Source organism: Microbacterium sp. KNMS (assembly GCF_053851835.1).
Genome location: NZ_JBSQBP010000020.1, coordinates 1 through 21,325 on the forward strand (window position 1 = coordinate 1; position 21,325 = coordinate 21,325).

Annotated in this window: 22 protein-coding genes and 6 tRNA genes; 10 read left to right on the plus strand and 18 right to left on the minus strand. The window is 71.3% G+C overall.

Going from position 1 to position 21,325, the window contains the following annotated elements:
- Positions 1-93 precede the first annotated feature (93 nt).
- The 5 genes from ACWXWW_RS12735 to ACWXWW_RS12755 form a co-directional block, all read right to left on the minus strand.
- On the minus strand, positions 94-663 hold the full coding sequence (locus tag ACWXWW_RS12735; RefSeq protein ID WP_455970159.1) for a hypothetical protein: 570 nt from the start codon (positions 661-663) through the stop codon (positions 94-96).
- Entirely contained in the window at positions 647-967 is a 321-nt protein-coding gene (locus tag ACWXWW_RS12740) for a hypothetical protein (RefSeq protein WP_455970160.1), read from the minus strand. Before ACWXWW_RS12740 ends, ACWXWW_RS12735 begins: the two co-directional genes overlap by 17 nt.
- Before the next feature lie 32 nt (positions 968-999).
- Complete coding sequence (gene dinB / locus ACWXWW_RS12745) at positions 1,000-2,262, minus strand: DNA polymerase IV (protein ID WP_282977919.1); 1,263 nt, start codon at positions 2,260-2,262, stop codon at positions 1,000-1,002.
- A gap of 92 nt (positions 2,263-2,354) precedes the next feature.
- Entirely contained in the window at positions 2,355-3,116 is a 762-nt protein-coding gene (locus ACWXWW_RS12750) for a YebC/PmpR family DNA-binding transcriptional regulator (protein ID WP_271172058.1), read from the minus strand.
- 102 nt (positions 3,117-3,218) lie between these two features.
- Positions 3,219-4,121: a L,D-transpeptidase gene (locus tag ACWXWW_RS12755; RefSeq protein WP_324014610.1), complete on the minus strand. Its 903-nt coding sequence runs from the start codon at positions 4,119-4,121 to the stop codon at positions 3,219-3,221.
- A gap of 72 nt (positions 4,122-4,193) precedes the next feature.
- On the opposite strand from ACWXWW_RS12755, the gene pdxY reads away from it, so the two are divergent.
- On the plus strand, positions 4,194-5,045 hold the full coding sequence (gene pdxY, locus ACWXWW_RS12760) for a pyridoxal kinase PdxY (RefSeq protein WP_324014609.1): 852 nt from the start codon (positions 4,194-4,196) through the stop codon (positions 5,043-5,045).
- Positions 5,046-5,085: 40 nt separating this feature from the next.
- On the opposite strand, the gene pdxT is transcribed toward pdxY, so the two are convergent.
- Positions 5,086-5,682 carry a pyridoxal 5'-phosphate synthase glutaminase subunit PdxT gene (gene pdxT / locus ACWXWW_RS12765; protein ID WP_455970161.1) on the minus strand — a complete coding sequence of 199 codons (597 nt, stop codon included), beginning with the start codon at positions 5,680-5,682 and terminating at the stop codon, positions 5,086-5,088.
- Positions 5,683-5,684: 2 nt separating this feature from the next.
- Entirely contained in the window at positions 5,685-6,575 is an 891-nt protein-coding gene (gene pdxS / locus ACWXWW_RS12770) for a pyridoxal 5'-phosphate synthase lyase subunit PdxS (protein WP_421076209.1), read from the minus strand.
- Positions 6,576-6,677: 102 nt separating this feature from the next.
- Between pdxS and ACWXWW_RS12775 the strand changes: the two genes are divergently transcribed.
- Complete coding sequence (locus ACWXWW_RS12775; protein WP_455970162.1) at positions 6,678-8,006, plus strand: aminotransferase class I/II-fold pyridoxal phosphate-dependent enzyme; 1,329 nt, start codon at positions 6,678-6,680, stop codon at positions 8,004-8,006.
- A gap of 203 nt (positions 8,007-8,209) precedes the next feature.
- On the opposite strand, the gene ACWXWW_RS12780 is transcribed toward ACWXWW_RS12775, so the two are convergent.
- The 7 genes from ACWXWW_RS12780 to ACWXWW_RS12810 all read right to left on the minus strand — a co-directional run bounded on the left by ACWXWW_RS12780 (position 8,210) and on the right by ACWXWW_RS12810 (position 11,323).
- Positions 8,210-8,782, minus strand: a complete 573-nt coding sequence (locus tag ACWXWW_RS12780; RefSeq protein ID WP_271172064.1) for an HIT family protein — start codon at positions 8,780-8,782, stop codon at positions 8,210-8,212.
- Position 8,783: 1 nt separating this feature from the next.
- Positions 8,784-10,712: a threonine--tRNA ligase gene (thrS, locus tag ACWXWW_RS12785; protein ID WP_271172192.1), complete on the minus strand. Its 1,929-nt coding sequence runs from the start codon at positions 10,710-10,712 to the stop codon at positions 8,784-8,786.
- 135 nt (positions 10,713-10,847) lie between these two features.
- Positions 10,848-10,919: transfer RNA gene (locus ACWXWW_RS12790), tRNA-Val, on the minus strand.
- A gap of 36 nt (positions 10,920-10,955) precedes the next feature.
- Positions 10,956-11,028: transfer RNA gene (locus ACWXWW_RS12795), tRNA-Gly, on the minus strand.
- Position 11,029: 1 nt separating this feature from the next.
- A tRNA-Val gene (locus tag ACWXWW_RS12800) sits at positions 11,030-11,101 on the minus strand.
- Between the two features lie 28 nt (positions 11,102-11,129).
- Positions 11,130-11,200, minus strand: a tRNA-Cys gene (locus tag ACWXWW_RS12805).
- 50 nt (positions 11,201-11,250) lie between these two features.
- Positions 11,251-11,323, minus strand: a tRNA-Gly gene (locus tag ACWXWW_RS12810).
- Positions 11,324-11,520: 197 nt separating this feature from the next.
- Here ACWXWW_RS12810 and ACWXWW_RS12815 point away from each other — a divergent pair.
- From ACWXWW_RS12815 to ACWXWW_RS12825, 3 genes are all read left to right on the plus strand, one after another.
- Positions 11,521-11,596 (plus strand) — tRNA-Val (locus tag ACWXWW_RS12815).
- A gap of 72 nt (positions 11,597-11,668) precedes the next feature.
- Positions 11,669-12,223, plus strand: a complete 555-nt coding sequence (locus tag ACWXWW_RS12820; protein WP_455970163.1) for a sugar O-acetyltransferase — start codon at positions 11,669-11,671, stop codon at positions 12,221-12,223.
- The gene (locus ACWXWW_RS12825) at positions 12,210-12,413 is read left to right on the plus strand and encodes a DUF2180 family protein (protein WP_419775752.1); all 204 of its coding nucleotides are present in this window, start codon (positions 12,210-12,212) and stop codon (positions 12,411-12,413) included. The genes ACWXWW_RS12820 and ACWXWW_RS12825 overlap by 14 nt, the downstream gene beginning before the upstream one ends.
- On the opposite strand, the gene ACWXWW_RS12830 is transcribed toward ACWXWW_RS12825, so the two are convergent.
- The 3 genes from ACWXWW_RS12830 to zapE form a co-directional block, all read right to left on the minus strand.
- Complete coding sequence (locus ACWXWW_RS12830) at positions 12,389-12,994, minus strand: type II toxin-antitoxin system PemK/MazF family toxin (RefSeq protein WP_282977927.1); 606 nt, start codon at positions 12,992-12,994, stop codon at positions 12,389-12,391. The two genes, ACWXWW_RS12825 and ACWXWW_RS12830, sit on opposite strands and share 25 nt — an antisense overlap.
- 77 nt (positions 12,995-13,071) lie before the next feature.
- Complete coding sequence (locus tag ACWXWW_RS12835) at positions 13,072-14,334, minus strand: ammonium transporter (RefSeq protein WP_324014598.1); 1,263 nt, start codon at positions 14,332-14,334, stop codon at positions 13,072-13,074.
- 192 nt (positions 14,335-14,526) lie between these two features.
- On the minus strand, positions 14,527-15,549 hold the full coding sequence (zapE, locus tag ACWXWW_RS12840; protein WP_455970164.1) for a cell division protein ZapE: 1,023 nt from the start codon (positions 15,547-15,549) through the stop codon (positions 14,527-14,529).
- Positions 15,550-15,660: 111 nt separating this feature from the next.
- Here zapE and ACWXWW_RS12845 point away from each other — a divergent pair, with 111 nt between their 5' ends.
- The gene (locus ACWXWW_RS12845; RefSeq protein ID WP_455970165.1) at positions 15,661-16,566 is read left to right on the plus strand and encodes a sulfurtransferase; all 906 of its coding nucleotides are present in this window, start codon (positions 15,661-15,663) and stop codon (positions 16,564-16,566) included.
- A gap of 10 nt (positions 16,567-16,576) precedes the next feature.
- Entirely contained in the window at positions 16,577-17,014 is a 438-nt protein-coding gene (locus ACWXWW_RS12850; protein ID WP_455970166.1) for a SufE family protein, read from the plus strand.
- A gap of 6 nt (positions 17,015-17,020) precedes the next feature.
- Here ACWXWW_RS12850 and ACWXWW_RS12855 read toward each other — a convergent pair whose 3' ends face one another.
- Positions 17,021-18,226 carry an alpha/beta hydrolase family protein gene (locus ACWXWW_RS12855; RefSeq protein WP_271172070.1) on the minus strand — a complete coding sequence of 402 codons (1,206 nt, stop codon included), beginning with the start codon at positions 18,224-18,226 and terminating at the stop codon, positions 17,021-17,023.
- A 25-nt stretch (positions 18,227-18,251) separates the two neighbouring features.
- Here ACWXWW_RS12855 and ACWXWW_RS12860 point away from each other — a divergent pair, with 25 nt between their 5' ends.
- From ACWXWW_RS12860 to ACWXWW_RS12870, 3 genes are all read left to right on the plus strand, one after another.
- The gene (locus ACWXWW_RS12860) at positions 18,252-18,827 is read left to right on the plus strand and encodes a DUF3000 domain-containing protein (RefSeq protein WP_271172071.1); all 576 of its coding nucleotides are present in this window, start codon (positions 18,252-18,254) and stop codon (positions 18,825-18,827) included.
- Positions 18,824-20,038 (plus strand): ribonuclease D, encoded by a 1,215-nt coding sequence (locus ACWXWW_RS12865; RefSeq protein ID WP_455970167.1) that lies wholly within the window; start codon positions 18,824-18,826, stop codon positions 20,036-20,038. The genes ACWXWW_RS12860 and ACWXWW_RS12865 overlap by 4 nt, the downstream gene beginning before the upstream one ends.
- A gap of 73 nt (positions 20,039-20,111) precedes the next feature.
- Positions 20,112-21,320 (plus strand): thiolase family protein, encoded by a 1,209-nt coding sequence (locus ACWXWW_RS12870; protein WP_271172073.1) that lies wholly within the window; start codon positions 20,112-20,114, stop codon positions 21,318-21,320.
- Positions 21,321-21,325: the final 5 nt, after the last annotated feature.

The window sequence follows — 21,325 nt, forward strand, 5'->3', positions numbered from 1 at the left end:
CGACAGCGGATCCACAAACCGCGGCTTCCTGCTCGTCACACCCCCATCATCAACCCCACCACCGACATTCGAACGGGACGCGCGTGCCCGTGATCAGCGGGTCAGGAGGGCGAGATCCGCGCGCGCCTCGGGCGCCTCGCTCGCGATGTGCGCGTCCTCCTGCGCAGCCCACATGTCCCAGTAGGGCGCGAAGCCGTCGCCGTCGCGGGCGAGAGCGCGCTCGCGACGCAGCGCGGCCTCGGCATCGAGCCAGACGCTCGCATCCGCGACCTCTGCGGAGGCGGGTGTGAGCGCGCCGCATCCCTCCACGACGAGCGGCCGACCCGGATCGACACGGACCTCGGCGCCCGCGAACGTGCCGAGAGTCCAGTCGAAGCGCCGGTACCGTCCGACGGAGCCGGCGGCGTGCGGAGCCAGCACGAGGGCGCAGGCGAGCGCCGCGCCCTCCCGCAGCCCGCCCCATCCGGGGTAGAGCTCGTCGAGCGAGACGAGCTGCGCTCCCGGCCACGCCTCCACGACGAGCCGCGCGAGCGTCGTCTTCCCGGCGCCGCTGCGGCCGTCGACGACGACCCTCCGCGCCGCCCTCGCGTCGATGAGCGCGCGCACGCGGTGCGCCGCCTCCGAGATCGCGACCTCGGCGCGCTCGCTACTTCTTGAGGGCACGGATGAGCTTGGCGAGCACGCGGCCGGTGACCCACACGAGCGGGATCGCGACCGCGAGCGTCGCGATGAGGTTCGACTCGAATCGCAGCTCGCCGTCGCGTCGCACGTACGCGCCCACGGGCGCCGAGAAGCCGCCGCCTCCGCCTCCGCCGTTGCCGGCCTCGTCGGAGCCGCCGCCGAAGCCGGTCCACGTCGCCGCGACGGGGACGAAGCGCTCGCCGTCGAGCTCCTGGGGCTCGCCGTAGGCGGCGGTGACGCCGAGGTTCGCGGAGATCTTGCCGATTTCGAGGGCGATGTTGGGCATGTCCCCCACGCTACCGGGGCGAGCCGCGCCTGTCAGTCGGAATCCTCCGGCGGGCGCGGCGTGCGGGGCACCTCCGGATGCCGCTCCGCACGCCCGAGGAAGGCCGCGCGCGTCACAGCGCCGTCGCCGAAACGGCTCACGGCGTCGTCGAGCGTGCCCTCCACGCGCTTCCAGTCGGCGTCTTCATCCCACAGGGCGAGGGCCGACGAGCCCGCCTCGCGGAGGCGCTCGGCGCGGACGCCGATGAGACGCACGGCCTGGCGCAGCTCGACCGACCCGAGCAGCTCGCGCGCGACCTCGCCGATCCGCTGGCCGAGCGCGGTCGGCTCGGCCAGCGCCTGGGAGCGCGTGATCGTCGCGAAGTCGGCGAAGCGCACCTTGATCGCGACGCCGCCCGCCTCCACGCCGCCGCGGCGCAGCCGCACGGCCACCCGATCGGCGAGGCGCAGCAGCTCGGCTCGGAGCAGCTCGACGTCGGAGACGTCGGTGTGGAACGTCTCCTCGTGCGAGATGCTCTTCTCGACGCGCGTCGTCTCGACCTCTCGTGCGTCCTCGCCACGCGCGAGCGCGTGCAGCCTGTGGGCGGACGCCTGCCCCAGGGCGCGCGCGAGGACGGGCAGCGGCGTGTCGCGCAGATCGGCGATCGTCCGGATGCCGCGCCCTTCCAGCACCTCGGCCGCCTTCGGCCCCACACCCCACATCGCGCGCACGGGCCGCGCCCCGAGGAACTCGAGGGTCCGGTGCCCGGGGACGACGAGCATCCCGTCGGGCTTCGAGATCGTCGATGCCATCTTCGCGACGTGCTTGGTCGCGGCGACGCCGACGCTGCACGTGATGCCCGCCTCGTCCTTCACGCGCGCGCGGATGAGCTGCGCGATGCGCCCCGGGCTCCCCCAGAGCCGGCGGGCGCCGCGCACGTCGAGGAACGCCTCGTCGATCGAGAGCTGCTCGACGAGCGGCGTGAAGCTGCGGAAGATCTCCATCACCTGGGCCGAGACGGCCCGGTAGCGGTCGAAATGGGGTGGCACGATGAGCGCGTGCGGGCACAGGCGGATGGCCTGGCTCACGGGCATCGCGGACCTCACCCCGTAGCGGCGCGCCTCGTACGACGCGCTCGAGACGACCGAGCGGCCATCCGGAGCGCCGATGATGATCGGCTTGCCCGCCAGGGTCGGGTCGTCGAGCACCTCGACCGCCGCGTAGAACGCGTCCATGTCGACGTGCAGGATCCCGGTGCCGCTGTCGTCTGCCCCGTCGGCCGACACGAGCCTGCCCGTGCCGTCTGCCCGCCCCATGCGTCCATCCTCCCCGTCACCGCCGACATCCGCCCCGGACGGAGCGAGGGCGGAGGCTCGCGCCTCCGCCCTCGCTCACCGGGATCCGGTCGTCACTCGTCGTCTTCCTCGAGCTCGGCCTGCACCTCGGGCGTCAGGTCCATGTTCGTGAAGACGTTCTGCACGTCGTCGCTGTCCTCGAGCGCGTCGATGAGGCGGAACACCTTGCGCGCGGTCTCCGCGTCAACCTCGACCTTGAGGTTCGGCACGAACTCGGCGTCGGCCGACTCGTACTCGATGCCCGCCTCCTGCAGCGCGGTGCGGACGGCGACCATGTCGCTCGCCTCGGTGATGATCTCGAATCCGGCGGGGTGCGGCTCGATCTCCTGCGCGCCGGCCTCGAGCGCGGCCAGCATGACGTCGTCCTCGCTGACGCCCTCCGAGGAGGCGACGATGACGCCCTTGCGCTCGAAGTTGTACGCGACGCTGCCGGGGTCGGCCATGTTGCCGCCGTTGCGCGTCATCGCCGTGCGCACCTCGGCGGCCGCGCGGTTCTTGTTGTCGGTGAGGCACTCGATGAGCATCGCGATGCCGCCGGGGGCGTAGCCCTCGTACATGATCGACGTGTACTCGACCGCCTCGCCGCCGATGCCGGCGCCGCGCTTGATCGCGCGGTCGATGTTGTCCTTCGGGACCGACGTCTTCTTCGCCTTGAGGACGGCGTCGAAGAGGGTCGGGTTGCCCTGCAGGTCGGGGCCGCCGAGCTTGGCCGCGACCTCGATGTTCTTGATCAGCTTGGCCCACGACTTGGCACGCTTGGCGTCGATGACCGCCTTCTTGTGCTTGGTCGTGGCCCACTTGGAATGCCCGGACATAGATCTCCCGCTCGTCTGACTGCGCGACCGCGCGCTGCGCGCGCCGTCCAGGACGATTCTATTCGCTCGCGCCGAACTGCTCGTGCGGGCGGCGCACGGCGCTCACTCGCGGATGTAGACGGGGGTCCCGGCCGGCAGCTCCGCCAGGCGCGCGATCGCCTCGCCGCCCAGGCGGATGCATCCGTTCGAGATGGGCCCCGACCGCACGTCGTGGTAGTGGAACGCGGTCACCGCGACGCTCTGCCCGTCGAACCCGTCGAGCGTCGGCGACTGCGCCGACAGGTAGACGATCGGCAGTCCCGCCGTGTACGCCAGCTCCGGCACGGCCCGCGTGAGCATGATGAAGGAGCGCCCGAGGGGCGTGGGCGTCGCCGTCGTCCCCGACGCGAAGTCCGTCGCGACGCGCTCGGCGCCATCCGGCGTGACGATGTCGATCGTGCGGTCGCCGAGGTCGACCTCGACGCGCGCGGCGTTCGCGCTCAGCTCGACGTCGGCCATCCGCAGCCATCCCGCGACCTGGCGCGCATCGCCCTGCGACGGCGTGCTCTGGCGCCCGACGAGGAGCACCTTGACCCAGTGCTCTTCTCGCTCGACGACCGGGACGACCGTGCCTTCGAAGGGCAGCTCGCGCGCGAGCGCCGCGACCGGCTCGCCCTCGGGATCCGCGAAGACCGGGGCGCCCTCACCGAGCGGACGAGCGGACAGGGACGCGGTCTCGCCGTCGGGGTCGTCGTCCAGCGGGAGCTCGGGGATCACCGCGAAGACGTCGAGCGCCGGCAGCGCCCCGAGGTCGTACTCCTCGGTGTTCGCCGGATGCCCCGTGGGCGTCGGAGTCGGAGTCGGCGTGGGCGTGGGCGTCGTCGAGACCGACGCGGATGGCGTCGGCTGCGCGGCCGGCTCGGCCTGCGGCTGCAGGACGGACCAGAGGAACACCGCCACGAGGCCCAGCACCACGAGCCCGATCGCGCTCCACGCGATCGCGACCCCGCGTCGACGCCCGTCCACGGCTTCCCCCCTCGTCCGCGTCCATTCCACCACGCCGATCGGACGCGCGGGCGGCGATGAGATGATCTCAGGATGAAGATCCTCTCGATCCAGTCGGCCGTCGCGTACGGGCACGCCGGCAACTCCGCCGCCGTCTTCCCCATGCAGCGCATCGGCGTCGAGGTGCTCCCCGTCTACACGGTCAACTTCTCCAACCACACCGGCTACGGCGCGTGGCGGGGCCCGCTCATCCCGCCGGCCGACGTGGCCGAGGTCATCCGCGGCGTCGAGGAGCGCGGCGCCTTCGCGTCGCTGGACGCGGTGCTCTCGGGATACCAGGGCAGCGAGGGCATCGCCGACGTGATCATCGACGCCGTGGCACGCGTCAAGGAGGCCAATCCCGCCGCCGTCTACGCGTGCGACCCCGTCATGGGCAACGCGAAGTCGGGCTGCTTCGTCGCCCCGGCGATCCCCGACCTCCTGCGCGAGAAGGTCGTGCCCGTCGCCGACATCATCACGCCCAATCAGTTCGAGCTGGGCTTCCTGACCGGCACGGCGCCCGACACGCTCGAGTCCACGGTCGCAGCGGCCGACGCCGCGCGCGACATGGGCCCCCGCACGGTGCTCGTCACCTCGGTCGAGCGCCCCGACCGGCCCGAGGGCACGATCGAGATGATGGTGGTCGACGACGACGGCGCGTGGGTCGTGCAGACGCCGCACCTCCCGATGAAGGCGAACGGCTCCGGCGACGTGACGGCCGCCCTCTTCACCTCGCACTATCTCGCGACGCGGTCCGCGCCCGATGCGCTCGCGCGCACCGCGTCGAGCGTCTTCGGCCTTCTCGAGCAGACGCTCGCCGCGGGCGACCGCGAGCTCCAGCTCGTGCAGGCGCAGGAGCACTTCGCGCATCCGCGCCTCGAGTTCGCGGTTCGCCAGGTGCGCTGACGCCGCAGCGGCAGGGCCCGCGGTGCGGACCCTGCCGCGCTCAGGCCGCGCGCCGCACGCGAGCGAGGAAGCGGCGGTGCAGCCGCTCCTCCCCCGAGACCTCCGGGTGGAAGGAGATGCCGAGGAGGCCATCCTGCTCCACCGCGACCACGCGGCCGTCCGGGAGCGCAGCGATCGCCTCGGCGTGCGCGCCGACCTGCTCGACCACCGGCGCGCGGATGAACGTCGCGTGCACGGGAGGGGCGCCGAGGACCGGCATCGACAGCTCCGTCTCGAACGACTCGACCTGTCCGCCGAACGCGTTCCTGCGCACGGTGACGTCGAGCCCGCCGAACGTCTGCTGACCCTCGATGCCGTCGCTGATCCGGTCGGCGAGCAGGATCAGCCCCGCGCACGTCCCGAATGCGGGCATCCCCGTGCGGATGGCCGCCACGAGGGGCTCGCGGACGTCGAAGGCGCGCGCGAGCTTGTCGATCACGCTCGACTCGCCACCGGGGAGGACGATGCCGTCGATCTCGTCGAGCTGCTCGGGCCGACGCACGCGCACGACGTGCGCGCCGAGGTGCTCGAGCACGGCGACGTGCTCGCGCACATCCCCCTGCAGCGCGAGCACGCCGACGCGCGGTGCGGTGGGCACGGCTACCAGCCGCGCTCGGCGAGGCGATGCGGCGCCGGCAGATCGGAGACGTTGATGCCGACCATGGCCTCGCCGAGGCCGCGCGACGCCTCGGCGACGACCTTGGGGTCGTCGTAGAACGTCGTGGCCTTGACGATCGCCGCCGCGCGCTTGGCCGGCTCGCCCGACTTGAAGATGCCGGACCCGACGAAGACGCCGTCCGCGCCGAGCTGCATCATGAGCGCCGCGTCGGCGGGGGTCGCCACACCGCCGGCCGTGAAGAGCACGACCGGCAGCTTGCCCGTCTCCGCGATCTCCGCGACGAGCTCGTAGGGCGCCTGCAGCTCCTTGGCCGCGACGTAGAGCTCGTCCTTGGTCTTCGAGCGGAGCACGTTGATGTCGCTCGTGATCCGGCGGATGTGCTTGGTCGCCTCGGAGACGTCGCCCGTGCCGGCCTCGCCCTTCGAGCGGATCATCGCCGCGCCCTCGGTGATGCGGCGCAGTGCCTCGCCGAGGTTCGTGGCGCCGCACACGAACGGCACGGTGAATCCCCACTTGTCGATGTGGTTGACGTAGTCGGCCGGCGAGAGCACCTCGGACTCGTCGATGTAGTCGACCCCGAGCTCCTGCAGCACCTGCGCTTCGACGAAGTGCCCGATGCGCGCCTTGGCCATCACCGGGATCGAGACGGACGCGACGATCTCGTCGATGAGGTCGGGGTCGCTCATGCGGGCGACGCCACCCTGCGCGCGGATGTCTGCGGGCACGCGCTCGAGCGCCATGACGGCGACCGCTCCCGCGTCCTCGGCGATGCGCGCCTGCTCGGCCGTCACGACGTCCATGATGACGCCGCCCTTGAGCATCTCGGCGAGTCCGCGCTTGACGCGCCCGGTTCCAGTGGTGGCAGTGGCCACGGTGCTTCCTTTCACATCGTCGCCGTCCGGCGACGGTCGGGTACATTCGGGTTTTTGACCTAGGCCAAACGCTAGCATGGTGCGGGCCGTAGACTCGGCGGAATGGAACAGGGCGTCATCGAGATCACGGGTCGCTCCGCGTCGGACATCGCCGACAGCGTGCGCGCCCTCCTCGAACGCGGGCGGCTCCGGCCCGGCGACGCGCTTCCCCCGGTCCGCTCGCTCGCCGAGCATCTCGGCGTGAACCGCAACACCGCCGTCGCCGCGTACCGTCAGCTCGCGCAGGCGGGGTTCGTCCTCACGCAGGGCCGTGCGGGCACACGCATCGCCGACCGCTCCCCCGTCGCTCAGGAGGGCTATGCGACCGACAGCGTGCTGCGCGACGTCGGGACGGGCAATCCCGATCCCGCTCTGATCCCCGGCATGTCGCACGCGCTCGCCTCGCTCGCCGGCCGTCCGGTGCTCTACGGAGAGCCCGTCATCGACCGAGAGCTCGAGGAGCGCGCCCGCGCGTGGATGAGCCAGGACCTCGCGCCGGCAGGCCCTCCGCGTCTCACGATCACCAGCGGCGCCGTCGACGCGGTCGAGCGCCTCCTCGCACAGGCCCTCATGCGCGACGACGCGGTCGCCCTCGAGGACCCGTGCTTCCTCGCGAGCATCCAGACCGTCCGACTCGGCGGCTACCGCGCGGTGCCTGTGCCGGTCGACGCCGAGGGGATGACGGTCGACGGACTGCGTCACGCGCTCGAGCAGGGGGTGCGCGCGATCGTCTGCACCCCGCGCGCGCAGAACCCGACCGGCGCCGGGCTGTCGCCCGCGCGCGCAGCGGACCTCCGCGCCGTGCTGTCCGACCATCCGTACGTCCTCGTCATCGAGGACGACCATTTCTCTCTCCTGTCGCGCAGGCCGTACCACTCGATCATCGGCCCCGCGCACCGTCGCTGGGCGCTCGTGCGCTCGGTCTCCAAGTTCCTCGGGCCCGACATGTGCCTCGCGGTGACCGCGTCCGACCCCGAGACGGCGGACCGTCTCGCGCTGCGGCTGAGCCCCGGGACGACGTGGGTCAGTCATCTCCTGCAGCGGCTGACCATCGCGCTCCTCACCGACCCCGGCGCGCTCGCGACCATCGAACGCGCCGGCGCGCACTACGCCGAGCGGAACGCGGCGTTCGCGCAGCGCCTGTCGCGCCACGGCATCGAGGTCGACCCCGGTGACGGGCTGAGCCTCTGGGTGCCGCTCCCCGCGCCGGCCCGCGCCGTCTCCGAGCAGCTCATGCGCCGCGGCTGGCTCGCGCGGACGGGTGACGACTTCGTGCTCGACGACGCCGCGACGCCGTCACACCACCTCCGTCTGACGGTGCACGGTCTCGCCGACGACGATGCCGAGGCGCTCGCGCGAGACCTCGTCGCCGCGTGCCGGGCGGCGCGCTGACGAGGGCTTGCGTTTCGACGCGCTCCGCTCGCTCAACGACCGGGGGCGGCTCGCTGCGCTCGCTGAGTCGCGTTTCGACTCCTCGCTGGCGCTCGTCGCTCAACGACCGGGGGCGGCTCGCTGCGCTCGCTGAGTCTCGTTTCGACTCCTCGCTGGCGCTCGTCGCTCAACGACCGGGGGCGGCTCGCTGCGCTCGCTGAGTCTCAGTGGTACTCGGGCCAGGCGCCGGCGATGGCCGAGCGGACCTCGCCGAGGAGCTGCGGGAGCGCCTTCGTCTTCGCGATGATCGGGAAGAAGTTCGCGTCGCTGGCCCAGCGGGGCACCACGTGCTGGTGGAGGTGCTCCTCGACGCCCGCGCCCGCGACGTGGCCCTGGTTCATCCCGATGTTGAAGCCGTCGCACCGGGACACGGAGCGGAGCACGCGCATCGCCGTCTGCGTGAGATAGGCGATCTCGGCCGTCTCGTGCGGGTCCGCCTCGTCGTACAGGCCGATGTGGCGATACGGGCACACGAGCAGGTGCCCCGAGTTGTACGGGAAGAGGTTGAGCAGCACGAAGGCGTGTTCTCCCCTGTGCACGATGAGGGCGTCCTCGTCGCTCTTGCCCGGCGCCGCGCAGAACGGGCAGCCCGTGCCGCGGTTCGCGTCCGCGCCCGCGTTGATGTACGCCATCCGGTGCGGCGTCCAGAGTCGTTGGAACGCATCGGCCGACGACGGGAAGTCAGACGACGGCTCGAGGCGCGCGAACTCCTCGCGCGCCTCGTGCTCCTCGGTCATGTCAGAGGTCCTCGTCCGTCAGGATGAGCTTCTTCTCGGCGATCGCGCCCGTGACGAGGCGCACCGCCTCGTCGATCGGGACGCCGTTGCGCTGCGATCCGTCGCGGAAGCGGAACGACACCGTGCCGGCCGAGCGGTCCTGCTCCCCCGCGATGAGGATGAGCGGAACCTTGCCGGTCGAGTGCGTCCGGATCTTCTTCTGCATGCGGTCGTCGGACCGATCGACCTCCACGCGCACGCCCTCGACCCGCAGGCGCTGGGCGACGTCCTCGAGGTAGGGCGCGAACTCATCGGCCACGGGCACGGCCACGACCTGCTGCGGCGCGAGCCAGACCGGGAAGTCGCCCGCGTAGTGCTCGAGGAGGATCGCGAAGAAGCGCTCGATCGAGCCGAACAGGGCTCGGTGGATCATGATCGGCCGCTGCTTCGACCCATCCGCCGCGGTGTACTCGAGGTCGAAGCGCTCCGGGAGGTTCGGGTCGACCTGGACGGTCGACAGCTGCCACACACGGCCGATCGCGTCGCGCGTCTTGAGGTCGATCTTGGGACCGTAGAACGCGGCCTCTCCGGGGACCTCGGTGAGCTTGAGCCCGCTCGCGACCGCGACATTGCGCAGCGCGTTCGTCGAGTACTCCCAGAACTCGTCCGAGCCGATCCACTTGGCCTTCTCGTCATCGCGCATCGACAGCTCGAGCTCGAAGTCGTCGAGGCCGAAGTCGCGCAGCATCGAGATGATGAACTCGAGCACCTTCGTCACCTCGGCCTCGAGCTGCTCGGGCGTCACGAAGAGGTGGGAGTCGTCCTGCGTGAAGCCGCGCACGCGCGTGAGGCCGTGCAGCGCGCCGGACAGCTCGTTGCGGTAGACCGTCCCGTTCTCCGCGAACCGCAGGGGGAGGTCGCGGTAGCTGCGCGCGCGCTCCTTGTAGATGAGGATGTGCATCGGGCAGTTCATGGGCTTCAGGTAGTAGTCCTGGCCCTGCTTCGTGATGTTGCCGTCCTCGTCGCGCTCCTCGTCCATGACGATCGGCGGGAACATCCCGTCCTTGTACGTGACGAGGTGGTTCGAGGTGAGGAACAGGTCCTCCTTCGAGATGTGCGGCGTGTAGACGTAGGTGTAGCCGCCCTCGATGTGACGTCGACGCGCGTGCTGCTCCATCTCGCCGCGCACGATCCCTCCGCGCGGGTGCCAGACCGACAGGCCCGACCCGATCTCGTCGGGGAACGAGAAGAGGTCGAGCTCCTTGCCGAGCTTGCGGTGGTCGCGACGCGCGGCCTCGGCGAGGCGGTCCTGATAGGCCTTCAGGTCATCCTTGGTCGGCCACGCCGTGCCGTAGATGCGCTGGAGCTGCGGGTTCTTCTCGCTGCCGCGCCAGTACGCGCCCGCGACCCGCACGATGTCCCAGCCATTGCCGAGCAGGCGCGTGGAGGGCACGTGAGGGCCGCGGCAGAGGTCCTTCCACTGCGTCTCGCCGCTCTTCGCGTCGACGTTGTCGTAGATGGTCAGCTCGCCGGCGCCGACCTCGACGCTCGCCCCCTCCGCGGCCTCCTTCTTGCCGCCCTTGAGGCCGATGAGCTCGAGCTTGAACGGCTCGTCGGCGAGCTCGGCCTGCGCCTCCTCGTCCGTGACGACCCGGCGGACGAATCGCTGGCCCTCCTTGACGATGCGCTGCATCTCCTTCTTGATCGCCTTGAGGTCGTCGGGCGTGAACGGCTCGTCGACGCCGAAGTCGTAGTAGAAGCCGTCGGCGATGAACGGTCCGATGCCGAGCTTCGCGGCGGGGTTGATCTTCTGCACCGCCTGTGCGAGCACGTGCGCGGTGGAGTGGCGCAGGATGTTCAGCCCGTCGGGGCTGTCGATCGTCACCGGCTCCGTCGTCTGCGTCTCCGCGACCTCGGCTGCGAGGTCCTTCAGCTCACCGTCGACGCGCATGGCGACGACGTTCTTCTCGGGGTACAGGTCGAATCCGGTGGTCACTCGACCATCCTAGTTGCGCCGCCTCCGTGGGCTCGCACCGCGTGCACCCGCGAGAACGACGAAACCCCCGCCGAAGCGGGGGTTCTCGGGTGGGCGATACTGGGATCGAACCAGTGACCTCTTCCGTGTCAGGGAAGCGCGCTACCGCTGCGCCAATCGCCCAAAGGAACAGGGCCCCACGAGGGGGCCCTGTGCGCGAGCGGATGACGAGACTCGAACTCGCGACCCTCACCTTGGCAAGGTGATGCGCTACCAACTGCGCTACATCCGCGTGCGCGATACTGGGATCGAACCAGTGACCTCTTCCGTGTCAGGGAAGCGCGCTACCGCTGCGCCAATCGCGCTCATCAAGAGCTATTCAGTTGTCGAGCGAGGTGGCGACGGGATTCGAACCCGTGTAAACGGCTTTGCAGGCCGGTGCCTCGCCTCTCGGCCACGCCACCGCGGGGATCGAACCCACGTGCCTGGATCCCTTTCGGAACCCCTGCACTCGAGCGGATGACGAGACTCGAACTCGCGACCCTCACCTTGGCAAGGTGATGCGCTACCAACTGCGCTACATCCGCATTTCGCCCCCGGAGTCTCGCTCCGGGCACTTGCACCACTTTAGCCCACGTTCCACGACCGGCCAAACCACGACCCGGATCCGGGCGTGTCACCGACCGTTCACGTGCGACACGCGAGACGGGCGACCGGGTTCGCCTGGGCCGAGCCGATCCGGTATGCTCGACACCTGTGCCGCTGAGGCACGACAACTCCACATGGGCGATTGGCGCAGTTGGTAGCGCGCTTCCTTCACACGGAAGAGGTCATCAGTTCGAGTCTGGTATCGCCCACCATGAGAAGCCCCCGGTCCCGCCGGGGGCTTCGTCGTCTTCCCCGCCCGCGCGGCATGCGAGCAGGGCCGCACGGTGACCCGCGACGTATGGGAGACCAGAGCGCACGCGCTGTGCGCGCGGATCGGACGGATCTACCACGACGATCTCGACGAGGCTCGCCGTCTGTTCCGCGAGCTCGTGCCGGGCGCCGGAGACGGGATCGACTTCCGGCCGCCGCTGAGCATCGACTACGGCGAGCGGCTCGTGATCGGCGACCGCACGTTCATCAACGCGGACTTCCTCGTCGTCGGAGGCGGGCTCGTCACGATCGGCGAGGACACGCTGATCGGCCCCCGCTGCGCGATCTACACCCCCAACCACGCGGAGGACATCGCGAGCAGGGTCGAGGGGTGGGAGCTGCCAGAGCCCGTGACGATCGGCAGCAGGGTGTGGCTCGGAGGCTCCGTCACGATCACCCCTGGCGTCACGATCGGGGACGACGCCATCGTCGGGGCGGGATCCGTCGTCACCCGCGATATCCCCGCCGGCGTCGTCGCCGTCGGGAATCCGTGTCGCCCGGTTCGCGAGATCACGACCGCCCGGAGTGCGCCCGGCTCAGCTCAGGAGACGGCCGATGCGCTGTCATGACTGCGACGCCGTCGGCGTCGAGAGGGTGGCACTCGCGGTCTGCACCGAATGCGGCGCGGGCCTGTGCTCGGCCCACGCGCACGAGCTCACCACCGAAGTGCAGGCCCTGACCCTGGGGAACCCGACGGTGCGCACGGTGCGCCGGCTCCGGTGCGGCGCGTGCGCCTACTCCCCCGTGCGCCAGCCGTAGCGGCGCACGAGCTCCTGAGCGACGCGCTCGAACCGTCGACGGTCGAGCTCCGCCGCCTCGCGCCGCATCCCGTCGACGTGGACGCTGTAGAGCTGATCGAGATCGACCCACGACTCGCGGCCCTGGGCATCCCACTCCCCCGAGCCGATCGAGACGTACTCGCGGTCGCCGTCGTGCGACTTGCTCGTGAGCTTCACGGCGTACGAGCGATCGGACGTGTGCCGGCCGAGGACGAGGACGGGCCGGTCCTTGCCTCTCCCGTCGTTCTCGGCATATGGCACCCAGGTCCAGATGATCTCGCCGCCGTCGGGCGCGCCGTCGCGATCGGGAGCGTAGCTGAGGACGAGGTCTCGGACGTCGCTCGGATCCACCTCGACCGTCTGCACGCCGGAGCGCGCGTCGGCCGCCTGCGGCGGGACCTCGCGCGCCGCCTCGCGCGCGGGACGCGGCGCCCGCGGGGCCGAGGACCGGTCGTCGTCGCGCTTCCGCGCGGACCCTGCCTTCCGCTGAGGCTTCGTCGCCTGCGCGAGGACGTCGAGCGCGATGCCGGCGAGCATGCCGAGGAATCCCTGTCTTGCCACGCCGTCACCCTACCGGTGCCGACGCGCACGAGGACGCCCCGACCATCCGGCCGGGGCGTCCTGGAGAGGAGATGGGATCAGCGCACGTCGAGGACGTACCCCTCCTCGCCGTGCAGAACGGTGTCGATGCCGGCGACCTCGTCCTCGTTCTTCACGCGGAAGCCGATCGTCTTCTCGATCGCGAAGCCGATGATGTAGGCGAGCACGAAGGAGTAGATGAGGACGGCGACCGCCGCGATCACCTGGACGAGCAGCTGCGCGCCGTTGCCGCCCATGAACAGGCCGGTCTCGTTCGCGAAGAAGCCGAGGTAGATGGTTCCGATGAGGCCGCCCACGAGGTGGATGCCCACGACGTCGAGCGAGTCGTCGAAGCCCCAGCGGTACTTCAGCTCGATCGCGAGCGCGCACACCGCGCCCGAGATGAGGCCGAGCAGGATGGCCCAGATCGGGTGGACCGACGCGCAGGCCGGCGTGATCGCGACGAGGCCCGCGACGGCGCCCGAGGCAGCGCCGACAGAGGTCGCCTTGCCCTCCTTGATCTTCTCGACGACGAGCCAGGCCAGGAGCGCGGCGGCGGGTGCGGCGATCGTGTTGACGAAGGCGAGGGCGGCGGTGCCGTCCGCGGCGAGCTCGGAGCCGGCGTTGAAGCCGAACCAGCCGAACCACAGCAGCCCGGCGCCGAGCAGCACGAACGGCGGGTTGTGCGGGACGTGCGCGCCCTTCTGGAAGCCGACGCGCTTGCCGAGCACGAGCGAGAGCGCGAGGGCCGCGGCGCCCGCGTTGATGTGCACGGCGGTGCCGCCCGCGAAGTCGATCGCGCCGACGCCGAACACCTCCTGCATGCCGTAGGTGATCCATCCGCCGTATGCGAACGAGCCGTCGTCGGCGAGACCGAAGTTGAAGACCCAGCTCGCGACCGGGAAGTAGACGACGGTGGCCCAGATGCCCGCGAACGTCATCCACGCGCCGAACTTCGCGCGGTCGGCGATCGCGCCGGACACGAGGGCGACCGTGAGGATGGCGAAGGTCGCCTGGAACGCGACGAACGCGAGCGGCGGGTACGCCGCGTCCTCGGGCGTCTCGAGCAGGCTGTCGAGGCCGAGCGCCGTCCAGTCGATCGACCACGGTGCGACGAGGCCCTCGGCGCCGGGGAACGCCACGGCATAGCCGTAGAGCACCCAGAGGACCCCGATGAGGCCCATCGCCCCGATGCTCAGCATCATCATGCTGATGACGCTCTTGGCCTTCACGAGTCCGCCGTAGAAGAACGCCAGCCCGGGCGTCATCAGCAGGACGAACGCCGCGGCGATCAGCATGAACGCTGTGTTGCCTTGATCCATGTGCTTCTCCAGATCGAGTGTGGGGACCCCGGCGAGCCGTCGGGTCGAGAGGTTCGCTCGACCGGGTGGACTCAGTGTCCCGACAGCGCGTTACCCGTCTGGTGCGGCTGGTGTTTCCGATGTGTTACGAGGATCGGCGTTCCGTAAACATCGTGTTTCGCCGCCCTGGGGAGGACCTCGGGCGGCAGCGCGTCACGCGTGCGTCGACGCGACGAGACGCGAGATCGCGCGGAGGTACTTCTTGCGGTAGCCCCCCGCGAGCATGTCGGCGCCGAACACGTCCTCGAGCGGTGCGCCCGTGGCATGGATCGGCAGCTCGGCGTCGTAGACGCGGTCGACGAACGCGACGAAGCGCAGCGCCTCCGACTGGTCGGTGAGCTGGCGCACGTCGCGCAGACCCACGGCGCTGAGGCCGTCGATGAGGCGGATGTAACGCGAGGGGTGCACGCGGGCGAGGTGCGAGATGAGCGCATCGAAGCCGTCGTCGGAGGCCGAGCCGCCCGCGCCCGCGAGCGCTGCGTCGTAGTCCGCGTCGTCGAGGACGACGGCGTGCCCGTCGAGGGATCGCTGGCGGAAGTCGACGCCGTCGATCCTCAGGGTGCGGAAGCTGTCGGACATCGCATGGATCTCGCGGAGGAAGTCCTGCGCGGCGAAGCGCCCCTCGCCGAGCGCGTTCGGCGGGGTGTTGCTCGTCGCCGCCAGACGCGTCCCCGACGCCACGAGCTCGCCGAGGAGCCGCGTCATCACCATCGTGTCGCCCGGGTCGTCGAGCTCGAACTCGTCGATGCACAGCAGCGCCGATCCGCGCAGCAGCTCGACCGTGTTCTTGTAGCCCAGCGCGCCGACGAGGGCGGTGTACTCGATGAACGAGCCGAAGTGCTTCCGCCGGGCGGGGACCGCGTGGTAGATCGCCGCGAGCAGGTGCGTCTTGCCGACGCCGAACCCGCCGTCGAGGTACACGCCGGGCTTGGTATCCGGGAGCTTGGGCCTGCGCGAGAAGAGCCCGCCGCGCCGCGCGGGCTGGGCCCCCGTCGCGAACCGCTCGAGCTCCTCCTTCGCCTCCTGCTGCGAGGGATAGTCGGGGTCGACGCGGTACGACGCGAACGTCGCGTCGTCGAACTGCCGCGGCGGCACGAGGCTGGCGAGCATCTCCTCGCCGGACAGCTGCGGATGGCGGTCGGCGAGGTGGACGATCTCGGTCGCGGTGGAGGTCATGGGTCCTCAGATGTCTATCGGTTACGCGCCCCGGCCGACAGGCCGAGCCGCACCGTGCTCGCGGGCCGTAGGCTCGAAGACGGGTCCCCACAACGATAACGAGGAGCAGCCATGGCCGTCGCACCGGATGAGTCGCAGGAGAAGTTCGCCGCGTACGCCGAGCCGTGGCGGCTGGTCTCGACGCAATGGCTCGAAGAGCACCGCGGCGAGCCGGGTCTCGTGGTCGTCGAGTCGGACGAGGACGTCCTCCTCTACGAGACCGGCCACATCCCGGGCGCCGTCAAGATCGACTGGCACACGGAGCTGAACGACCCGGTCGTGCGCGACTACCTCGACGGCGCGGGCTTCGCCGAGCTCCTCGGCCGCAAGGGCATCTCCCGCGACGACACGGTGGTGATCTACGGCGACAAGAGCAACTGGTGGGCCGCCTACGCCCTCTGGGTGTTCTCGCTCTTCGGGCACGAGGACGTCCGCCTCCTCGACGGAGGGCGCGATCGCTGGATCGCCGAGGGCCGTGAGCTCACGACGGAGCGCACGGTGCGCGCGGCCGTCGAGTACCCCATCGTCGAGCGCGACGACGCCACCCTGCGCGCGTTCAAGGACGACGTCCTCGCGCGTCTCGGCGCGGGTCCGCTCGTCGACGTGCGGTCCCCCGAGGAGTACACCGGCGAGCGCACGACCGCTCCCGCGTACCCCGAGGAGGGAGCGCTCCGCGCCGGCCACATCCCCACGGCCCGCAGCGTGCCGTGGGGACGCGCCGTCGCGGAGGACGGCGGCTTCCGCCCGCGCGCCGAGCTCGAGGCGATCTACCGCGACGAGATCGGCCTGCAGGACGACGACGACATCGTCGCGTACTGCCGCATCGGCGAGCGCTCGAGCCACACGTGGTTCGTCCTCAAGCACCTCCTCGGCTTCCCGAAGGTCCGCAACTACGACGGATCCTGGACCGAGTGGGGCAGCGCCGTCCGGGTGCCGATCGCGACCGGCGGCGAGCCAGGGGCGCTCCCCGCGCAGTAGTCTGGGGCGGATGACCGACCACGCGCTCCCCGACGCCCTCGCGGAGATCCGCGACGAGTTCCTCGCGCTCGATGAGCCCGAGCGTCTCCAGCTCCTCCTCGAGTTCGCGAACGAGCTCCCGGAGATCCCCGTGCGCTACGCCGATCACCCGGAGCTCACCGAGCGCGTCGCGGAATGCCAGTCGCCCGTGTTCATCGTGCTCGAGGTCGACGCCGATCGCCGCGTCGCGATGCACGCCACCGCGCCCGCAGAGGCGCCCACGACGCGCGGCTTCGCGAGCATCCTCGCTCAGGGGCTCACGGGCCTCACCGCCGACGAGGCCCTCGCGGTGCCCGATGACTTCCCGCAGACCCTCGGCCTCACCCGCGTCGTGTCGCCGCTGCGGATCTCGGGCATGACCGGGATGCTCCTGCGCGCCAAGCGGCAGATCCGCTCGCGTCTCGTCTGAGGCGGCTCAGGCCCCGCCGACGTCGGGCACGAGCGCCTGCGTGCGCAGCCAGGAGCGGATCGCGCTGTTCCAGCGGTGCTCGTCGAAGTTCCACAGCTTCGTGTGGCGCGCCGTGTGGAAGCGCTCGAGCGTCACGAGGTCGGGGCGCTCGGACGCGAGCCGGTGCGAGGCGTCGGACGGCACGAACCCGTCGTCGTCGCTGTGCAGGAGCAGGATCGGATGCCGCAGCTCCTCCGCGCGGGAGACGATGTCGAGGTCGTCGAGCGAGATCGGGTCGCCGTGGCGCACGACCCGCGACGTCCACTCCTGTCCGAGCGCGCCCATCGCGAGCCGGGTGAAGGGCGACGGGACGCGCAGCTCGCGCGCCTGGAATCCCAGCACGAGCCGCCAGTCCACGACCGGCGACTCCAGCATGACGCCCGCGATCGCGTCGGCGTGCGCCGAGTTGAGCGCGACCTGGAGGACGATCGCCCCGCCCATCGACCACCCCATCAGGACGATCCGGCGGGCTCCGCGCCGCAGCGCCCACGCGACGGCGGCGTCGACGTCGCGCCACTCGGTCGCGCCGAGACCGTACCGGCCCGAGCGGCTGCGCGGCGCCTCGCCGTCGTTCCGGTACGAGACGCACAGAACGGGGAGCCCCTCCTCATGGAGGACGGGAACCGCGCGGAGCACCTCGGCGCGGGTCGTCCCGCGCCCGTGGACCGCGACGACCCACGTGTCCGCATCGGGATCCTCGGCCGGGAAGTACCACGCGGGGCACGGCCCGACCGGCGCGCCGATGAACTCGGTCGTGAACGGGAGGTGGAGCTCCTCGGCGCGCTCCCAGTACCAGCCGCTGAAGGCCGCGTACGGCCCGATCTGCGAGCTCGAGTCGACCTGCGTGAGCAGCTTCCTCCGCACGCGCTGCCCGTCCTCCGCGAGGACCGCGCCGAGCTTCAGGTAGTGCTCTGATCCGCCCGTGAAGAGCCCGTAGCGCCCGGGGAGGACCGTATCGGGCGTGCGCGAGAGCGTGATCGTCTGCGCGCCGGTGTCGAACCCGTGGACGGCGACGTCGGCCACGCGCGGGCCGGGCGTGACCGCCTTGCGCGCGATCCGCAGCGAGACGTAGGCGACGGCGCCCGCCACGCCGGCGAGCATGGCGGCGAGCACGGTGAGAGCGGAGCGGAGACCGATGAGGACCGGGGATGCGGCGCGCCTGGGGGTGTTCATGGCACCCTCACTCTAATCTGTCGACGTGACGGGAGATCGGGCGCGCTCAGACGCCTTCGCGGAGGCGGAGGCGGCCGTGCGCTCGGCGACGTTCCGGGGCGATCTCACCGTGCGCGACATCCCGTCGCCGCAGGGTCTGGCGCCCTTCAGCATCGCCCTCGCCGCCGATGTCCGACCCGACGACCACGGCGACTCGCCGTACGGGACCGGCCGGCTCATCCTGCTCCACGACCCCGACGGGCAGGAGTCATGGGGCGGCAGCTGGCGCATCGTGACGTTCGCCCAGGCTCCCCTCGAACCCGAGATCGGGACCGATCCGCTCCTCGCGGATGTCACCTGGTCGTGGCTCGTCGACGCGCTGGAGACCCGCGGGGCGCCGTACCACTCCCCCTCCGGCACCGCGACGAAGATCCTGTCGAAGGGGTTCGGGGCACTCGCCGCCGAGGGCGACGGCGCGCAGATCGAGCTGCGCGCCTCGTGGTCGCCCGTCGGATCGTTCCGCTCCCACGTCGAGGCCTGGGCCGAGCTCGTCTGCATGCTCGCCGGCCTCCCGCCGGGGTCGGAGGACATCGCCGTGTTCGGCGCCCGGAGGCCCAGATGACCGACCCGCAGCCGGCAGCGGACTTCCCCGTGATCGACGACCCCGCGGTCTTCGCCGAGGCCGTCGAGCGCCTGGCCGCGGGCACCGGCCCCGTGGCCGTCGACGTCGAGCGCGCCTCCGGTTTCCGCTACTCGCAGCGCGCCTACCTCGTGCAGCTCTACCGTCGCGACGGCGGCGTCTTGCTCGTCGACCCGATCGCGGTTCCCGACGTGACGGCCATCCAGCGCCTCCTGGGCGACGAGGAATGGGTGTTCCACGCGGCGAGCCAGGACCTGCCCTCCCTTCGCGAGCTGGGGCTCGACCCTCGGCGCATCTTCGACACGGAGCTCGCCGCCCGCCTCCTCGGCTGGGAGCGCGTCGGCCTCGGCGCCGTCGTCGAGGCCGCGCTCGGGGTCGAGCTCGCGAAGGCCCATTCGGCCGCCGACTGGTCGACCCGGCCCCTCCCGCGCGCGTGGCTCGAGTACGCGGCGCTCGACGTCCTCCACCTCGTCGACGTGCGCGACCGGCTGGAGGCAGAGCTCGAGGCGTCGGGCAAGGCCGAGTTCGCCCGTCAGGAGTTCGAGGCGACGCTCGCGCGCGAGCCGAAGGCGCCGCGCCCCGACCCGTGGCGGCGCCTGAGCGGACTGCACAAGGTGCGCGGCCGTCGCAACCTCGCGGTCGCTCGCGAGCTGTGGCGCGCGCGCGAGGAGCTCGCGCAGGCTCAGGACGTCTCGCCCGGTCGACTCGTGCCCGATCGCGCGCTCGTCGCCGCGGTGCTGGCCATGCCGCGCACGAAGCAGGCCCTCGCCGGCATCCGCGAGTTCACCGGCCGCGCGAGCCGGACCGAGCTCGACCGCTGGTGGAACGCGATCGTCGCCGGACGCGAGAGCGACGAACTCCCCGCCGAGCGCGTCCCGAGCGATGCGCTGCCGCCCCATCGGGCATGGGCCGACCGCAACCCCGAGGCCGACCAGCGGCTCAAGCAGGCTCGGCCCGACGTCGAGGCGAAGGCCGCCGAGCTTTCGATGCCCACGGAGAACCTCCTCACCCCCGAGACGCTGCGCCGGGTGGCGTGGGAGCCGCCCGCCGTCGTGGATGCCGCCACGGTCGGCGACGCCCTCCGCGCGCAGGGAGCCCGCCCCTGGCAGATCGAGGCCACCGCCGACCTCATCGCCGCCGCGTTTGTGCGCGCCGCGCAAACGGCCGGAGAGCAGGGCGATCCGGCTTCGTAGGTTCATCCCAATCGATGCGGAGACGCGCGCCCGCCCGTGCCTAGGCTGAGGTCAACTGACACAGGGAGGCAGAGTGGCCGAGCTTTCGGATGTCTACTTCGTCGATGGCGTGCGGACCCCGTTCGGGCGCGCCGGCGAGAAGGGCATGTACGCCAACACCCGAGCCGACGACCTCGTCGTCAAGGCGATGATCGGGCTCATGGAGCGCAACGGCGGCGTCCCCGCCGACAGGATCGACGACGTCGCCATCGCGGCCACGTCGCAGACAGGAGACCAGGGCCTGACCCTCGGCCGCACCGCGGCCATCCTCGCGGGACTCCCGCAGACCGTGCCGGGCCTCGCGATCGAGCGGATGTGCGCGGGCGCGATGACGGCGGTCACCACGATGGGCGCGTCGATCGGCGTCGGCATGTACGACCTCGCCATCGCGGGCGGAGTCGAGCACATGGGCCGGCACCCCATCGGGTCGAACGCCGATCCGAATCCGCGCTTCGTCGCCGAGAAGCTCGTCGATCCCGGCGCGCTCAACATGGGCGTCACCGCCGAGCGCATCCACGACCGCTTCCCGCACCTCACGAAGGAGCGCGCCGACCGCTTCGGCATGCTGAGCCAGCAGAAGGTTCAGGCGGCCTACGACGCCGGGCGCATCCAGCCCGATCTCGTCCCGGTCGCGGTGGCGCGCCCTGACGGAGCGTGGGCGCTCGCCACCGAGGACGAGGGACGCCGCCCCGAGACGACGATGGAGGGCCTCGCCTCGCTCAAGACGCCGTTCCGACCGCACGGGCGCGTCACCGCGGGGACGTCGTCGCCGCTCACCGACGGCGCGACCGTGAGCCTGCTCGCCGGGTCGGCCGCGGTCAAGGAGCTCGGCCTCGCGCCCAAGATGCGGATGGTCTCCTTCGCGTTCGCGGGCGTCCAGCCGGAGATCATGGGCATCGGCCCCATCCCCTCGACCGAGAAGGCCCTCGCGAAGGCGGGGCTCACGATCGACGACATCGGCCTGTTCGAGCTCAACGAGGCCTTCGCGATCCAGGTGCTCTCCTTCCTCGACCACTTCGGGATCGCCGACGACGACCCGCGGGTCAATCCCTGGGGCGGCGCCATCGCGGTCGGGCATCCCCTCGCGGCATCCGGCGTGCGCCTCATGATCCAGCTCGCTGCGCAGTTCGCCGAGCACCCCGAGGTGCGCTACGGCCTCACCGCGATGTGCGTCGGGCTCGGTCAGGGCGGCAGCGTCGTGTGGGAGAACCCGCACTACACCGGCAAGAAGAAGCGGAAGTGAGCACG

Coding starts and splice junctions, on each gene's coding strand:
- ACWXWW_RS12740 (WP_455970160.1), bottom strand. CDS start 967: ATGCCCAACATCGCCCTCGAAATCGGCAAGATCTCCGCGAACCTCGGC.
- zapE (WP_455970164.1), bottom strand. CDS start 15,549: ATGACCTCCACCGCGACCGAGATCGTCCACCTCGCCGACCGCCATCCG.
- ACWXWW_RS12750 (WP_271172058.1), bottom strand. CDS start 3,116: ATGTCCGGGCATTCCAAGTGGGCCACGACCAAGCACAAGAAGGCGGTC.
- ACWXWW_RS12825 (WP_419775752.1), top strand. CDS start 12,210: ATGCGCTGTCATGACTGCGACGCCGTCGGCGTCGAGAGGGTGGCACTC.
- ACWXWW_RS12835 (WP_324014598.1), bottom strand. CDS start 14,334: ATGGATCAAGGCAACACAGCGTTCATGCTGATCGCCGCGGCGTTCGTC.
- dinB (WP_282977919.1), bottom strand. CDS start 2,262: ATGGGGCGGGCAGACGGCACGGGCAGGCTCGTGTCGGCCGACGGGGCA.
- ACWXWW_RS12780 (WP_271172064.1), bottom strand. CDS start 8,782: ATGACCGAGGAGCACGAGGCGCGCGAGGAGTTCGCGCGCCTCGAGCCG.
- ACWXWW_RS12855 (WP_271172070.1), bottom strand. CDS start 18,226: ATGAACACCCCCAGGCGCGCCGCATCCCCGGTCCTCATCGGTCTCCGC.
- ACWXWW_RS12850 (WP_455970166.1), top strand. CDS start 16,577: ATGACCGACCACGCGCTCCCCGACGCCCTCGCGGAGATCCGCGACGAG.
- pdxY (WP_324014609.1), top strand. CDS start 4,194: ATGAAGATCCTCTCGATCCAGTCGGCCGTCGCGTACGGGCACGCCGGC.
- ACWXWW_RS12845 (WP_455970165.1), top strand. CDS start 15,661: ATGGCCGTCGCACCGGATGAGTCGCAGGAGAAGTTCGCCGCGTACGCC.
- ACWXWW_RS12865 (WP_455970167.1), top strand. CDS start 18,824: ATGACCGACCCGCAGCCGGCAGCGGACTTCCCCGTGATCGACGACCCC.
- thrS (WP_271172192.1), bottom strand. CDS start 10,712: ATGCGCGTCGACGGTGAGCTGAAGGACCTCGCAGCCGAGGTCGCGGAG.
- ACWXWW_RS12775 (WP_455970162.1), top strand. CDS start 6,678: ATGGAACAGGGCGTCATCGAGATCACGGGTCGCTCCGCGTCGGACATC.